The organism is Psychrobium sp. nBUS_13 (genome assembly GCF_051201665.1).
GTDB lineage: Bacteria > Pseudomonadota > Gammaproteobacteria > Enterobacterales > Psychrobiaceae > Psychrobium.
On record NZ_CP179210.1, the window covers coordinates 1,400,320 to 1,415,205 of the forward strand.

Below are 14,886 nucleotides of genomic sequence, written 5' to 3' on the forward strand. Positions count from 1 at the left end.
AGCAATAAATAATGAGTGAGCAGAATAAAACGCGTAAAAATACGCAATTAATTTTTATGGTATTAGCTTTTCTCATACCTGTTGTTGCCGCGAAAATTTTGCTGGCCTCTAACTATAAAGGAGAGGTTAAAACTTATGGGGGCGAGTTACTGGATATGGATTTGTCTTATCAAGAACTAGTTAAAGAGCCCAATTTAACGCGAGATTGGCAATTGATGTACGTGACAAATCAAGTATGTGAAACAAACTGTCAAGAGCAGCTCTATTATGTGACTCAAACCTACCGTGCTCTTGGCCGATTGCAAAGTCGAGTGCGTGTTGGTTCCTTGATGACATCTGCGTTGTTATCTTCCCCCGAATTTTTATCAGGTATTGATTTTACGCAACAGACACTGAAAAACACTGCAACCGATCTTGAAGATAGCGTACTCATCATTGACCCTCTTGGTAAATTGGTGATGCGTTATGAACTTTCTGGGTCGAAACAACAGCGATTAAAAAGATCTCACGATATGTTGTTAGATATAAAACGTTTATTGAAACTTTCTCGCATAGGATAGGAGTTCAAAATGGCTAAGTCTTCAATGATTTCAAGCGGTACGGTAGCCAACGAATCTAATTTTTTTACGAGCTTAATAATCCCCTGGCGTGCTTATTATGAGCTAACTAAGCCCCGCGTTATTATGCTGTTGTTGCTTACTGCCGTCGTTGGTATGTGCTTGAGCACTCAAGGCTTACCTGATGTATCTCGTATGATATGGGGCAGTCTGGGTATTGGTTTGTTATCAAGTGCAGGAGCGGTATTTAACCACTGCATAGACCGTAATCTAGATATCAAAATGGCTCGAACACATCGCAGACCACTACCAACCGGTAAAGTAACCCTGTCTCAAGCGCTGAGCTTTGGTGTATTAATATCATTCGTAGGGATGATCATTTTATGGTGGTTGGTTAATCCTTTAACCGCAGTGTTAACCTTTATGAGTATGTTGGGATATGCCGTCGTGTATACAGTATGGCTTAAACGGGCAACGCCGCAAAATATCGTCATCGGTGGAATTGCAGGTGCTGCGCCACCGTTACTAGGCTGGACTGCAATAACAGGCACCATCGACGGTAACGCGTTATTGTTAGTGATGATAATTTTTACTTGGACACCACCTCATTTTTGGGCGTTAGCTGTCGATAGAGTCGAAGATTATCGTAAAACGGGTTTGCCAATGCTGCCAGTCACTCATGGAATAGAATTCACAAAAACCATGATTTTACTGTATACCATCTTACTGATGGCCGTTGGCTTGTTACCTTATCTAACAGGGATGTCTGGTCTGTTGTACTTTATTGGTTCTACTGTGATTAATTTAGGCTTTTTCTATGTTGCATGGCAACTGAAATTCACACCTAAAAAACGTTCGCCAATGGCGGTTTTTAAATACTCTATCACCCATCTTATGTTATTGTTCGTGATTCTTTTATTAGACCATTATTTGCTATAACAACAATTGGAAAAGATTTGTGAAAAAGATCATTTTAATCGCAGTAGGTGTCGTTTTTATCGTCTTGGGGTTATTGGCTAGAGAGTTTTTAGTTGAACCTAAATCAACACCCAAACTTGCGCAATCAGCAGTCATCGATAAAGGCGATTATCGATTATTTTCTCCTGCTAAAACGGTCTATGAATTCGTTTTAAATATGAATGAAGGGAGCTTTAGTAATCAGGATTTAATGAATAAATGGACATTTGTCATCTTTGGTTATACTTATTGTCCTGATGTGTGCCCGACGACCTTAACGCGCGTTAAATCAGTGTTATCGTCATTAAATGAAACAGCTAATGTGCAGGTTGCCTTTGTGTCAGCTGATCCGCTGCGAGATACACCACAGCGACTTCATCAATATGTAAATTATTTTGATAGTAGTTTTTTAGGTCTTACTACGAGCCATGATAAGTTATTTCCATTTGCGCAAAATCTTTATTTACCTTATGGCATTGTTGCTGTGCAAAAGAGCGAAGATTATGCTGTCAATCACAGCGCGTCTATTGCCTTGATAAATCCACAAGGGAAATATATCGCTCAGTTTAAGCCACAACATATTGCAGGCGAAGTACCAACGGTTGATATGAAGCAGATGGCAAAATCTTTTAAAGATATTGTTAGTTTATGATGTTTGTGAACAAAGAATTTGATGACGTGTCGACTCAACTAAGGTTAATGCGACTGACATAGTTTCGGGTGCTGCATTTAATTCAGTTAATGATTTGGTTAAATGAGTTACTACACGGTCAAAATGTTGTTCGGACAAGCCTAATTTTTCAACTAATGGCCGGTGAATGTCGTCAGGTTTAAAGGTTTACTCGCTTTCTTTACTAAACAATAAATATTTAAAAAATTGTTCTTGATGGCGAATCAATCTATTGATGTCATGGCCGGTAACAAATGGGGCTAATACTGGATCGATAAGGACATATTGATAGAACTTTTTCACCAGCTTTTTAATCGCTTGATCTTGTGGTAACTCTTCAAAAAGCGTGTGCATTGAAACTCCGTAATCTACATTAATCCATTTATTGTTAATGACTTATTAGGGTCTGTTGATCTTTTGAGTTCATTTTTGCAGCAATTTGTTTGGGGTTTCTACAAGGCAGAGCCTATGTGGTGTAGCTGGCTCGATAATAGCTCCTGCATTATCCTAATGAGCTACATCCCTGTAGCAATACACGAATAGGCGATAACGCCGCAGAAATAACAAACAAATGCTGTCCGTAGGATTCACCTAAAAGTATTTTGTGCGGCGTTATTCGTCATTCACTGGGGTAAACCCAGCATCAATCCTCATGCCTTGCCCAAAATCCTTTTAGATTGAACAAAATTTGAACCACAAAGATCAACAGACCCTAGTTAAGTACTAGATTAACAATAACAATTAACGCTATCACAAAAAGCGTTACTAATACAACGCCTGCAATGGCAAAATAAGCAAAGCTTCCTTGGCTAAAGTCTCTTAATCGATTATTGTCATTTTGAACGCCAAATAGTGCTGCACATACACTGACAATAACTTGCCAAAAACTAGGTTTTTGTAATTTATCATTCATTGGCGTCTCCAATTTATGTTAATTGACGTTGTTGTAAGGTGAATCCATTACTACTTGGTATAAATTCTAATTGATGTGTTAAACAATTGAGTTTATCGCGACTATCGTGGCTAACAAATAACACATGAGTATTACTATGACGTGTTATGTAATCAACTAATGCCAACACTTGAGCACGGTGATGATTATCAAGGCCTAAACATGGCTCATCCAAGATCAAAATAAGCGGTAATTTTACTACGGCACGGACAATTAATACTAATCGTTGTTCTCCATAAGATAACTGGGAAAATGGTTGTTTGGCAAGCGAAGATAAGCCAAGTAACTCAAGCCATTGTTGGGCTATTTCAATCTGCGTATCTGTTGGTGAATCATATAAACCGATTGTATCGAAAAACCCTGAAACGATGGCGCCTAAAACGCTAGTACTTGCGCGATAATCACGATGAAATTGAGCGCTAATTAATCCGTAATGGCATTTAATATCCCACACTGTTTCACCTGTGCCTCGTTTGCGGCCGAACAATGTTATATCTTGACCGTAAGCTTTTGGGTTATCGCCGTTAATTAGGCTAAGCAGTGTTGATTTTCCACAGCCGTTGGGACCCGCTAAGCGCCAGTGCTGATTCGGCATAAAATCCCAATCCAATGCATCAAATACAAGGTTATCGTCATAACTCACTTTTACTTGCTTTAATGAAGCGAAGGCTTGTGAATTATCAAGGTGTTCATAATGATGGCAATCAGGAAGGTGATGCGGCAGGCTTACTTCAACCTTGTTATGTTCTTGCCAAATCGATGAATTTAGCACTTTTTCGCGGGCGTCAAAAATAGCATTTTTTCCATCATTTAATAACAATATTTTGTCAATATTACCTGGAAGTTCGTCATGATAAAAATCGATAATGATAAGGCTTTGCCCTGCCTTAATTAAGCTTGATAATGCACATGAAAGTCGATGCTGAGAGGCAATATCTAACCCGGCAAATGGCTCATCAAGAATTAGTAGTTGAGGTTTGGCGGCAATAGCTTTAGCAAGTAACACTTTACGCACTTGCCCTGTTGAAAGCACTTTAAAAGGTTTATCAAGTAGACTTTCAATACCCAACATTACAATAGCTGAATGTGAGTGTTCACTATCTCCAATAATATCAAATGCTGTTCGTCCCCAATCTATTCCACCTTCAATATTTTCGCTGTCATCATTGTATCGGTCAATGGCTAAAATTGTTTCTTCAACATCAAAACTGATTAGCTCAATGGTGGAAGGCGAATTAATATTAATGATGTCTGATGCAGCCAGTGGTTGACTAAATTCTCCTTTGATTAATTGCCCTAGTAACGATTTACCGCACGCATTGTCTCCACAAATAAGTAATGATTCTCCACTTTTTAAGTGGAGATTTTGTAGGTGAAGTGATCGTTGAGTATCGAGCGCGATAAAAATTTCGTTGATGGACAGCATAGTCGTTTAGTTATTTAGGGTTAATTAGCCCAAGAGCATAGCACCAGATAAGTGTTTGCCCAATGCTTGTTAATCCCAATTCGTATTAGCAAATAGTCAAAGAATATAAATGAGCTGTTGACGATATAGGTTGTCAGATGATTTAATGTACGCAACCTTTCTATTGCCGCAGCGTTTTTTGACGATGCGATGAAAGGCCAGAAGAGGAGCGTTAGCCAGGTAGCTACATTGAAAGGTCCAAACCTTAATGATGTGTAGTAATGGGGTCTGACGCCGAGAGATGACTATTGATTTGGATAATAGTTGTTTCGGACATTAAGGCTGAATCCTTAATGACTGTCACCTATTTATTGGTGGAGAGCTTCTGGTCTTTGTATAAACCGTGGCTTTGCGCTGCTGTTTGTCAAATGCCTTTAGTTCTCCGAACGAAATTTGTTCGAGAGAAACATGTTAAATTCCTACATTTTAAACGTTAATTCATGTTGGCTCAGTATTCGCTACTGGTTAGGCAAATTTGCCTCCTGCGTAAGTGCTGGTCATAAACCCCGTTTGTTTAATTCTAGTTTTATTAATCAAATTTAACGGAGTTTATTATGAATCATAAAATCGCCAAATTTGGCGGAACCAGTTTAGCCAATTTTGAAGCAATGAGCCGTTGTGCTGACATTGTTTTATCTTCCCAATCGACACGCATTGTTGTGGTAAGTGCCAGTAGTGGTGTGACTAATTTATTAGTGAGTTTAAGCACAGGGTCATTGTCTGCGACGCAGCGTAATGACGCTATTGCGAAAATTAGTGGGATTCAATCAGCTATAGCAACGCATCTTGAACTGAGCTCACAGCAGTTATCGCTAATTGATGACTTACTCGAAAAAGTTGGCGATATCGCCACATCAATTGCCCGATTAAATGTCGGTGAAGAGCAGGTTCGTACGCAGTTAACAGATCAACTACTTGCTTGTGGTGAACAACTCTCATCGACGTTATTTACACAGGTACTGATTGAACGCGGTGTCAACGCGCATTGGTTAGATGTACGTGATGTCATGCGTACATCAAGTGATTTTGGTAAAGCAACTGTGTGCATTGACACTGTTGCACAATTAGCCAGCGAAAGAATGACTCCATTACTTGAAAAACAAGTGATTGTGACTCAAGGGTTCATTGGTTGTGATACTCAAGGGAATACGACAACACTTGGTCGTGGTGGTAGCGATTATTCAGCAGCGCTACTCGGTGAGGCGACACATTGTTCACAAATTGATATTTGGACTGACGTCACCGGGATTTTCACAACAGATCCTAGAATTACTGCGCAGGCTTATGCGCTTGAAGAAATTAGCTTTAATGAAGCTGCAGAAATGGCGACTTTTGGCGCTAAGGTACTTCATCCTTCCACTTTAATTCCTGCAATGCGTTGCAATATTCCCGTGTTTGTTGGCTCTTCTCGAGCGCCTGAATCGGGCGGTACCATAGTGCGCAATGAAACTGAGTCAAAACCTGTTTATCGAGCGATTGCCCTGCGCCGCGAGCAAACGCTACTGACCGTGACTAGTATGGATATGTTGCATGCTCCTGGTTTTTTGGCGCGAGTATTCACTATTTTAGCTAAATATAACTTGAGTGTTGATTTGGTCACTACCTCAGAAGTGAGTGTTGCTATTACGCTGGATAATACGGGATCAAATTCTGGTGGAAATAGCCAAATTAGTCAGGTAATGCTCGATGAACTGGAAGAGGTTTGTCAGGTGACTATTGAAAAAGATCTCGCGTTAGTTGCGCTTATTGGGAACGCCATTGATACCAGTTATGGTGTTGGGACACGCTTATTTGCAACTTTGCATGACGTTAATGTACGTATGATTTGTCAGGGCGCTAGTTCTCATAATTTATGCTTCTTGGTGGAAGAAAGGCAGGCAACGGATGTGATAAGTCGTTTGCATCACGCCATGTTTGAGCAAAATGCTCGAGGAGTCGCGTAATGATACAGCAACAATTTGATGTCACTGATTTTGCTTTATGGACGGCTTTAGTCACGCCATTTGATGATAACGGCCAAATCGACTTTGATAATTTATCATTTTTGATTGAGCAGCAGGTAGCCGCTGGTAATGGTTTATTACTGGTTGGTAGTACCGGAGAGGGGCTTGCTTTAACAGAGAGTGAACAAGAGAGTATTGTTCGTTTTGTGTGTGATAAAGCACCTGCTACTCCCATTATGGTGGGCGTTGGAGGCTTTGACTTAACAGCGCAAAGAAATTGGATAAGCCGCTGTAATAATCTGCCAATAGATGCGTATTTATTAACAGCGCCACTTTACGCTAAACCAGGTCCTATCGGACAAACTCAATGGTTTAGAGCACTGCTACAAGCGTCTAATAAGCCTTGCATGATTTATAACGTGCCATCTCGCACTGGCACAGAGTTAAGTCCGTGGGCATTAGCTCAGCTGCTTGATGAGGATAACTTCTGGTCAATCAAAGAGGCCAGTGGGAGCCCAGTTAAATTCAGTGAGTTTAAGAAAGCCTTACCTGACATTGCTATTTACAGCGGAGACGATGCATTGCTTCCTGAATTTAGTTTGTTGGGAGCTGCGGGGTTAGTATCTGTATGCGCTAATGTGTGGCCACAAGCAACGCAATTATATGTCGAGCAATGTTTGAGTACGTCCCAAAATACAGCGTTTAATTTATGGCGCGGCGCCATTGAGACGCTATTTAGTGTTGCAAATCCCATCCCACTTAAAGTGTTGATGCACCAGCTAGGACAACTTAACAGTCCTTTGCTACGAGCGCCGTTAACTCAAGAAGAATTAACGTGTTTAGAGGCTATCACGCAAGCTCATTATCAAATTACCCAATGGTATCAATCTCAAACACGCAATGACGTGAATAGTTAACAAGGTTTTATAGAATGAATTGGCAACAAGTTTTAGAACAACTAGAGCGTGGCGAAGTGCGTAGCGCAAATAAAGATGAAAATGGCGTTTGGCAGGCCAATGTAGACGTTAAACAAGCGATTCTGGCTTCATTTAAAGCAGGGGAAAATATCGATTATGACGGTGCTTACGCCGGTTTTGTTGATAAAAATAATCTAGCACCTCGCCAGTTTAGTGTGCAAGACAATGTGCGTTTAGTACCTGGTGGTTCGTCGGTGCGTTGTGGTGCTTATGTTGCACCAGGTGTCATCATTATGCCGCCAGCTTACATTAATATTGGTGCCTATGTGGATAGTGGCACCATGGTTGATTCCCATGCGCTGGTGGGCTCGTGTGCGCAAATAGGTAAAAACGTACATTTGTCGGCTGGTGTTCAAATTGGCGGTGTATTAGAGCCAATTGGTGCTTCGCCAGTTGTGGTGGAAGACAATGCATTTATTAGCGCTGGCTGTATTTTAGTTGAGGGCGTTGTTGTCAAAGAAGGCGCTGTGTTAGCGCCTAATGTCACTTTATCTGCGTCGGTACCGGTTTATGATGCTGTCAATGAACGCCTATTAGAAAAAGGCGCACCCATTCCTGAAAATGCGATTGTTGTTCCGGGAACTCGCCCTGTGAACACTCAATGGGGTAAGGAGCAAGGATTATCGATGCAATGTCCAATCATTGTGAAATATCGCGATAGTCAGAGTGATGCTGCTTTAGCATTAGAGCAGGCACTGCGTTAATGAGTGTTCATCCTTTTATTGAGGAAAATCAGCAATTAATTGCTGATTTTTCGACAACTCAAGATGTGCCATTTTATGCTTATGACATTGATGGCTTAGCTCAACACATCAATCAGTTAGTTAACGATGATATAAAGTTGTGGTTTGCTGTCAAAGCAAATCCATTGTCAAAGATCATTAAAACTTTAGCTGGTCAAGGGATGAAATTTGATGTCGCGAGTAGTGGCGAGCTCGATCAAGTACTTGCTCAAGGCGTCAAATCTGAGCATATTCTTAACACTGGACCCGCGAAGTCATTAGCGCAAATCACGCACTTTTTCGAGCAAGGAGTCAGTGTATTTGTCGCTGAAAGCGTAAATCAGTTGGCGTTAATAAATCAACAGGCCAAAGAATTCGGGGTTGTCCCGTCTATTTTGCTGCGTGTGCAGTTACGTTTTGAGCAAGACAGCGATAACCCACTAGGCGGAAATGAGTTAACGCCATTTGGGCTTGGCAGTGATGAATGGAAAGAAGTCGATTTATCGCACTATCAGCACATTAATGTTGTTGGCCTGCATATTTTTCAATGGGGAAATATGCTTGAAGCTGATGCCTTAATTGATTTATGGCAAACAATGATTGCGCCACTTAAATCATTAGCAAATGCTTTGGGTTTTGAACTATCTGTTCTTGATTTAGGCGGTGGCCTCGGCGTACCTTATGATGGTGACGACAGAAAGCTTGATTGGGAAACCTTAAAAGAAGCGCTAATTAATATAAAAATACAAGCCGGCGTCGATGAACTATGGTTAGAGCTAGGACGTTTTGCGGTTGCTGAGTACGGCTATTATGTTAATCGTGTCGTGGATGTAAAAAACAACTATCAGCAAGAACTACTGGTTATGCAAGGGGGTATTAATCATTTACTGCGCCCAGCCATTACATCACAGCCATTTCCTGCCCGTTTATTAAGACACTCAGACTCGCCATCGCAGCTGTTTCATGTGCATGGCCCTTTGTGTACAAGTTTAGATAAATTAGGAACACTAGCATTGCCAAGTGACATACATGCCGATGATACGTTGATTTTTTCACAGTGTGGTGCCTATGGGTTTACTGAGTCGATGCCATTTTTCCTATGCCATGAATTACCTGCCGAGGTTATTGTGAGTCAAGGCACTGTTGAGGTTATTCGCCCTGCATTACCTGCAGCGAGTTATTTGTTTTAGTATGAAGAGAGAAAATAATGACAGCAATTGAGCATTCAACACTTGAAGTTGCCGTATTAGCTAATGGACAGGCTTTGTCTGTGCCGGTTTATCGTATTCGCGGTGAATCTGATGGTCCTAGTGTTTATATTCAAGCAAATATGCATGGCGCCGAAGTGCAGGGTAATGCCGTTATCTTTCAATTGCTTGAGCAATTAAAGTCACAACATTGCTTGGGTGATATAACGCTAGTTCCTCTAGCGAATCCCATTGGCAGTAATCAGAAGAGTGGAGAATTCACCTTAGGGCGATTTGATCCAATCACTGGTGAAAATTGGAATCGTGGTTATCACTTTAACAAATCATTACCCGTTGAATTTGCTGCAGATAATAAGCACTTAACAAATGACGAGATAAAGCAAAATTTTAGACAAGCAATTATCGATGATTTAGAGCAAAACAAACTAAATAATCCCTATGGTGCCAAGACAAGTCAATTACTATGTGCTCAGTTACAGCGCATGGCATTTGATGCTGATATCGTTTTAGATTTGCATACCGGGCCTATATCTTCACGTCATTTGTATTGTCCTGAATATGCGAAAGACAGAGCTATTTTATTTGATATTGCCCATGTATTATTTATTCCAAGTGATTTTGATGGTGCAATGGATGAAGCGACATTTTGTCCTTGGTGGCAATTACAGCAAGCCTATCAGGCACAAGGGCGTGATATTGAGGTGATGGTGGAGGCCTTTACGTTAGAATTAGGCTCTCAGGAATGGCTATCGTTAGAAGCGGCTAAAGAAGACAGCAATAGTGTGCTTAGCTATCTACAAGCTCGTGGGGTGATTGATGGCGAAGCATTTCAGCCACGTAAAATGATTCGTTACGGCTGCATGCTTGAAAATTATCGCGCACTTTATGCGCCGCAAAGTGGTTTGGTGGAATACCTCGCTCCATTTGGCGACGTTATTGAAGAAGGGGGGCCATTGGTGCAAATACTTCATATGGAGCGTTATGGCGAGTTAGATTGCGTTACTCAAGTTAACGCGCCACAGCGATGTATTCCTGTATTACATTTCGCTTCTGCTAGTGTTAATCGAGGCACAGAGCTTTATAAAGTGATGACTAATTTCTTCACATTGTAAGTTACAAACGGCGTGAAAATCGTTATGCTAGCGCCCATTACCCTTTGTTAGAGATTAAACCATGGTTATTGGGCGCAGAAAAAAGCCACCAGTGGATATGCCATCAGTTCAAGCAACTGTTGTGGAAGTGAATATTGAGCCAATTGAGCTTTATAAAATCTTAAAAATTGAGAACTTAGTTGAAGGCGGCGGCGAGGCGAAGATCCGCATTGCTAACGGTGAAGTCATGCTCAATGGTCTAGTAGAAACTCGTAAACGTAAAAAAGTTTACCATGAGGATGAAGTCGAATACGCCGGTGAGTTGATGAAAGTACAGGTTGTAGGAAAAGAGTAATGGCATTTAGGAGTGGCGCTATCAAACGAGTGTTACTAATAATTGCTGGCTGGATAGCAGTGGTTTTAGCGGTTATCGGCATTGTTTTACCGCTATTACCGACAACACCATTTTTATTACTTGCTGCGTTTTGCTTCTCGAAAAGCTCTAACCGATTTCACGATTGGTTACTTAACCATCCGTGGTTTGGTGATTATATTCAAAATTTTCAAAGTGGTAGAGGCATAACAATGAAGGCCAAAATCAGCACTGTTTTTTTGATTTGGTTATCGATTGGCGCAAGTGTAATCTTCTTTGTACCCATTGTTTGGGTGAAGGTATTACTACTTATTATTGCAATTGGTGTAAGTAGTTATGTATGGACGAGACCAACGTATAAATCGGAATAAAACCCTACGGCGTAATATTGAACGTACGTTTTCACTGTTTATAACAAATAACGAGCAAGTATTGCTTAATGCTTGCTCGTTATTTGTTTTTAGCATGTAATTATATTAATTTTCTTCTCGCCAAAAGTTCATTTTGTTTGTTCTACCTTCTAACTCGATACAGAACGTAGAAGAGCAAATCATACTACCACTGCCTATATTAATGGTAGAACCATCTGGATTTGAATCATCAATATGCATTAAAACAGGTGTTGGTAAGATTGTACCACCTTTGATTTCAATGAACCTATCAGCGATGGTACAACTACTATTACTACATGACTGAGATTCATTTATTTTTCCATCGACGACTTCAGGCGTTGCATTTTTATATTTTGGGGTGCCGTTTGAAATATTGACACGATAAAGGCGAGAGGTTCCTCGTTTAATAATACAACGATTGGTACCAATCGATGGTTGAAATGTGGTAAACCAGACGGCACTTTCAAATGTTAGGCTCGATGCTAATACTTTTTCTCCACCACTATTGAGTGGTAAATACCAACCTTTTTTAGCGGCTAATAGTTCGTTATCTATTGTTAACGTCGCTGGAAGAATATCTGCATTTGTAATCTTTGTTGGACTTTTTTCCTTTGCTAATGGCTGTTTGAACATATAAAAGTTGTCTTGAATTTGAGCGTTATTCGGATGGGCATGATAGCCTGACCCAACGGCAACAGCTAATTGAGAGCCTCCTGTATTCTCCAATAAAGAGACATCTGGTGCGTGATAAAAGCGTCTATTGTTTGACTGGCCTGAGCTTGCAATGTCCGCAATTATATCAACTTTAAGTGTATTTCCATCATCGAGATCTGCGCGTAAAACACGTCCTCCCATGTCTCCCACATAAATTTGATCTGTTGTGCCATCACCATCAATATCAATAGTCTTTACATCAGAAGGAATTGAGTAGCCTAAATTGGTTTTAGAAAGTTCAATGGTGCCGGTTACTGCATCAATAATATAGAGGCCATCGCCGTTGTTGTCAGCTGTTCGAGTCGTTACGGAGTCTTGCTGAATATCATAGCCACCACCAAATACCAACACACTTTTAACACTGTTGCCTTTCTTAATTTGTGTTTTTATTGGGGTCGACCAAGTTTGGCCTAATCCACTAAAACCATTTGAAGCGTCAGTTATTTTCCACTGCAACTTTGGTGTTGTGCGATTGGTGACGTCTAAAGCGTAATAACCCTTGCCACCTCTGCGCATCCCACTCGCTATATACTTTTTGCCATTTTCTGTCCACTTGACAATTTTTCCATCCATACCGTAAATATGGTTAATTGATTTAGTGTTCAAACGAATAGACGGTTGGTTTGCAAGAAGCTTTTTAGGCATGAATGCCCACAGTTCATTACCTGTTGCTGCGTCAATGGCATGAATATATCCCTGATTATCACCAAAAAATATTACAGAACCATCATCGCCATAACTTAGTTCGATCGGTGCTGAATGCAGAGGGTCGGCGATAACTTTATTGTTGAGCATCCACTGAATATGTTCTTCTTTTTCAGTTTCAGACGTTAAACCAAAGTCAGCTGCGCTAATGTCATTATTCGATGATTCATTAAGTTTTGTTAATTGTGAGCCTGTAAGGGCATTGACATAGATATTACGATCCAACTTTGTTAAACGTTCTGCCGCACCGCCATTAGTCACCTCTGCGCCATCGGCGTCTGTACTCCAAAAACTATGCGCTTCTTTCTTGAATAAACCTGTATTTGAGTCTGTAGCAGGGTTACGGTCCTTATCAACGACTGTTCCATTTTTACTCAGCTTGTAATGTTTAAGGTTTCCTCTCCATGACGCTAAATCATTGGGGGTAAACAATGCATAATAAATATTATTGTTATGATTTAATTGGTTTGCACTTGATAGCGTAATGGATGTATTTGAAAATGTTACGGCTTCTTTAATAATATCAGCTTGAATTTCTTTAAATACTTTTAGTAAATCTGATGTACTTGTGGCTGCTTTATATTGGCCACCGCCTGCAGTCGCCATAGAATGAAGCCAAGAATTTTTATTATTAAAATCAATTGTATAAAGTTTGATTTTTTGTAGATCAGAAATGCCGTTAACAGAAATTCCATTTTTAATTTTTTTTGCTAAATTCGTACCACAGGTCGTAGGGTATCCGCGATTTGACTGGCCATCTCGAGTACATGCATTATTCGTGTTATTAATCATCTGACTAATATCATAAGTCATGTTGCGCCACCATTGATTATAGTTATAAGCACCATAACCGTGAGTGGCGTCACCGTCAGTGAGCATTACTATTTTACCTTCTTCATCACCACAGGTATCAGTTAATGGTGTTTTATATCGAAGAGTTCCAGTGCTACTTTGTGAAAGATAAATATCCCGACAGGTCTTGTCATTTAACCATCCATCATAGCAATTAGCTGGTCTATTGAGTGTACCATTTTCGTAACTTTCAGGGTGAGACAGACGTTCGAAAAGGTCGTTATAGTTGAGACCGGTGCCAGTGCCACTGCGCGTCGTGTTAAGTGTTGTGTTGTGATTACTTATTACACGTGAACCCGTCATGTATTTAACTGCTTCAAACAGAGAAGGTACTGATGGTGTGTAGTTCGTTAACCGTTGATTATTCATCTTTTCAATAATCTGTTGTCGAGTACTGACTGTTCGATTGTATGGTTCTACTCTGAAAAATAGAGTACTGCTGAAATACAACGAAAGCGTATTCCTGATCCCGCCGAGATAAGAATGGTTATCTTGGTTTAGCGAGGATGTGTCTATAATCAAACTAATTGCATTACCACTTTTCCAGTTACTTTGATTGACAATTTCCTGAATAATAGGCGCAAGGTTGACGATATTAAATGGTTCTTGTTTATTGGTATTTTCCCAATGAGTAATGGCCGTTGATACGCCTGCATTCGTTAATGGGCGGTCACTAATATTGGTGTTGTCAGTATGATCGAATGCTTGCGAATTTACTGATTTTTCACCTTTAATATTCAGACTAAAGTCATTACAAGGGCTCCTATCTGAGCAGGATTGGTCGGGAAATACTTGAAGGAATACTTCTTCTACCTTATGGCCTTGCGGAATAATAACATTGGAAAAGCGCAAACCAATATAATTACTATTTTTAAAATTAAATGTGCTGTTAGCGCTTCTACCAGTCGTTGTATTGACGTAGACACCAGAATTTGTTTCATAAGCATTGTCTCTATCGTCAGTAATAGGGCGATCAAATCGTTCCACCCGTACAACGCTTGAGATTTCCAAACTGGAAACAGGATAAACAACCGCACTCGTTCTCTGGTTACTACGCATGACGCCAACATTGATACCATTTGCTTCGTTGATAAACTGCGTCAAGGCGTCTTTCATCACGGTGATACGGTTCCTCTTATTTGATACATGGAAGCCCATTGAGCCAGATGTATCAAGGACCATCATCACTTTAGGTGTTACTGTGTCACCTAAGTATAAAATTTCTGTGTCATCTGCGTGTGAGATTGAAGCGAGTGGCAAACACAGTCCGAATATGAAGCAGCAAATAAGTTGTTTAAAGCGTTTCAT

The 14,886-nt window shown here is 40.4% G+C and carries 14 protein-coding genes and 1 riboswitch; of the genes, 10 read left to right on the forward strand and 4 right to left on the reverse strand.

Features of this window, described 5'->3' with window-relative positions; all coding sequences use genetic code 11:
* Positions 1-11: 11 nt before the first annotated feature.
* Genes ACMAZF_RS06365 through ACMAZF_RS06375 form a run of 3 tightly spaced genes read left to right on the forward strand, consistent with a single transcriptional unit; the run spans position 12 to position 2,166 of the window.
* Positions 12-560: a hypothetical protein gene (locus tag ACMAZF_RS06365; protein ID WP_435276584.1), complete on the forward strand. Its 549-nt coding sequence runs from the start codon at positions 12-14 to the stop codon at positions 558-560.
* Between the two features lie 9 nt (positions 561-569).
* Positions 570-1,496, forward strand: coding sequence for a heme o synthase (gene cyoE / locus ACMAZF_RS06370; RefSeq protein WP_435276585.1), 927 nt, complete (start codon positions 570-572; stop codon positions 1,494-1,496).
* Between the two features lie 19 nt (positions 1,497-1,515).
* Positions 1,516-2,166: an SCO family protein gene (locus ACMAZF_RS06375; protein ID WP_435276586.1), complete on the forward strand. Its 651-nt coding sequence runs from the start codon at positions 1,516-1,518 to the stop codon at positions 2,164-2,166.
* A 186-nt stretch (positions 2,167-2,352) separates the two neighbouring features.
* Here the strand turns inward: ACMAZF_RS06375 and ACMAZF_RS06380 are convergent, their stop codons facing one another.
* From ACMAZF_RS06380 to ACMAZF_RS06390, 3 genes are all read right to left on the reverse strand, one after another.
* Entirely contained in the window at positions 2,353-2,538 is a 186-nt protein-coding gene (locus ACMAZF_RS06380) for a hypothetical protein (RefSeq protein WP_435276587.1), read from the reverse strand.
* A gap of 358 nt (positions 2,539-2,896) precedes the next feature.
* Positions 2,897-3,097 (reverse strand): DUF2970 domain-containing protein, encoded by a 201-nt coding sequence (locus tag ACMAZF_RS06385; protein WP_435276588.1) that lies wholly within the window; start codon positions 3,095-3,097, stop codon positions 2,897-2,899.
* Between the two features lie 13 nt (positions 3,098-3,110).
* Positions 3,111-4,562 (reverse strand): ATP-binding cassette domain-containing protein, encoded by a 1,452-nt coding sequence (locus ACMAZF_RS06390; protein WP_435276589.1) that lies wholly within the window; start codon positions 4,560-4,562, stop codon positions 3,111-3,113.
* A gap of 193 nt (positions 4,563-4,755) precedes the next feature.
* A riboswitch (Lysine riboswitch) is annotated at positions 4,756-4,934 on the forward strand.
* A gap of 221 nt (positions 4,935-5,155) precedes the next feature.
* Between ACMAZF_RS06390 and lysC the strand changes: the two genes are divergently transcribed.
* From lysC to ACMAZF_RS06425, 7 genes are all read left to right on the forward strand, one after another.
* Entirely contained in the window at positions 5,156-6,544 is a 1,389-nt protein-coding gene (lysC, locus tag ACMAZF_RS06395) for a lysine-sensitive aspartokinase 3 (protein ID WP_435276590.1), read from the forward strand.
* Between the two features lie 2 nt (positions 6,545-6,546).
* On the forward strand, positions 6,547-7,461 hold the full coding sequence (gene dapA / locus ACMAZF_RS06400) for a 4-hydroxy-tetrahydrodipicolinate synthase (RefSeq protein ID WP_435277194.1): 915 nt from the start codon (positions 6,547-6,549) through the stop codon (positions 7,459-7,461).
* A gap of 14 nt (positions 7,462-7,475) precedes the next feature.
* Entirely contained in the window at positions 7,476-8,225 is a 750-nt protein-coding gene (locus ACMAZF_RS06405; RefSeq protein WP_435276591.1) for a 2,3,4,5-tetrahydropyridine-2,6-dicarboxylate N-succinyltransferase, read from the forward strand.
* Positions 8,225-9,433 (forward strand): PLP-dependent decarboxylase, encoded by a 1,209-nt coding sequence (locus ACMAZF_RS06410; protein ID WP_435276592.1) that lies wholly within the window; start codon positions 8,225-8,227, stop codon positions 9,431-9,433. The genes ACMAZF_RS06405 and ACMAZF_RS06410 overlap by 1 nt, the downstream gene beginning before the upstream one ends.
* A gap of 17 nt (positions 9,434-9,450) precedes the next feature.
* Positions 9,451-10,563: a succinylglutamate desuccinylase/aspartoacylase family protein gene (locus ACMAZF_RS06415; RefSeq protein ID WP_435276593.1), complete on the forward strand. Its 1,113-nt coding sequence runs from the start codon at positions 9,451-9,453 to the stop codon at positions 10,561-10,563.
* 61 nt (positions 10,564-10,624) lie between these two features.
* Entirely contained in the window at positions 10,625-10,897 is a 273-nt protein-coding gene (locus ACMAZF_RS06420; RefSeq protein WP_435276594.1) for an RNA-binding S4 domain-containing protein, read from the forward strand.
* Positions 10,897-11,286: a YbaN family protein gene (locus ACMAZF_RS06425; RefSeq protein WP_435276595.1), complete on the forward strand. Its 390-nt coding sequence runs from the start codon at positions 10,897-10,899 to the stop codon at positions 11,284-11,286. Before ACMAZF_RS06420 ends, ACMAZF_RS06425 begins: the two co-directional genes overlap by 1 nt.
* A gap of 105 nt (positions 11,287-11,391) precedes the next feature.
* Here ACMAZF_RS06425 and ACMAZF_RS06430 read toward each other — a convergent pair whose 3' ends face one another.
* On the reverse strand, positions 11,392-14,886 hold the full coding sequence (locus ACMAZF_RS06430) for a PilC/PilY family type IV pilus protein (protein ID WP_435276596.1): 3,495 nt from the start codon (positions 14,884-14,886) through the stop codon (positions 11,392-11,394).

What these genes read in the sequence shown, in the direction of transcription:
- cyoE (WP_435276585.1), top strand. Translation starts at nt 570, where the DNA reads ATGGCTAAGTCTTCAATGATTTCAAGCGGTACGGTAGCCAACGAATCT.
- ACMAZF_RS06425 (WP_435276595.1), top strand. Translation starts at nt 10,897, where the DNA reads ATGGCATTTAGGAGTGGCGCTATCAAACGAGTGTTACTAATAATTGCT.
- ACMAZF_RS06420 (WP_435276594.1), top strand. Translation starts at nt 10,625, where the DNA reads ATGGTTATTGGGCGCAGAAAAAAGCCACCAGTGGATATGCCATCAGTT.
- ACMAZF_RS06390 (WP_435276589.1), bottom strand. Translation starts at nt 4,562, where the DNA reads ATGCTGTCCATCAACGAAATTTTTATCGCGCTCGATACTCAACGATCA.
- ACMAZF_RS06380 (WP_435276587.1), bottom strand. Translation starts at nt 2,538, where the DNA reads ATGCACACGCTTTTTGAAGAGTTACCACAAGATCAAGCGATTAAAAAG.
- ACMAZF_RS06385 (WP_435276588.1), bottom strand. Translation starts at nt 3,097, where the DNA reads ATGAATGATAAATTACAAAAACCTAGTTTTTGGCAAGTTATTGTCAGT.
- ACMAZF_RS06365 (WP_435276584.1), top strand. Translation starts at nt 12, where the DNA reads ATGAGTGAGCAGAATAAAACGCGTAAAAATACGCAATTAATTTTTATG.
- ACMAZF_RS06410 (WP_435276592.1), top strand. Translation starts at nt 8,225, where the DNA reads ATGAGTGTTCATCCTTTTATTGAGGAAAATCAGCAATTAATTGCTGAT.
- ACMAZF_RS06415 (WP_435276593.1), top strand. Translation starts at nt 9,451, where the DNA reads ATGACAGCAATTGAGCATTCAACACTTGAAGTTGCCGTATTAGCTAAT.
- ACMAZF_RS06430 (WP_435276596.1), bottom strand. Translation starts at nt 14,886, where the DNA reads ATGAAACGCTTTAAACAACTTATTTGCTGCTTCATATTCGGACTGTGT.
- ACMAZF_RS06405 (WP_435276591.1), top strand. Translation starts at nt 7,476, where the DNA reads ATGAATTGGCAACAAGTTTTAGAACAACTAGAGCGTGGCGAAGTGCGT.
- lysC (WP_435276590.1), top strand. Translation starts at nt 5,156, where the DNA reads ATGAATCATAAAATCGCCAAATTTGGCGGAACCAGTTTAGCCAATTTT.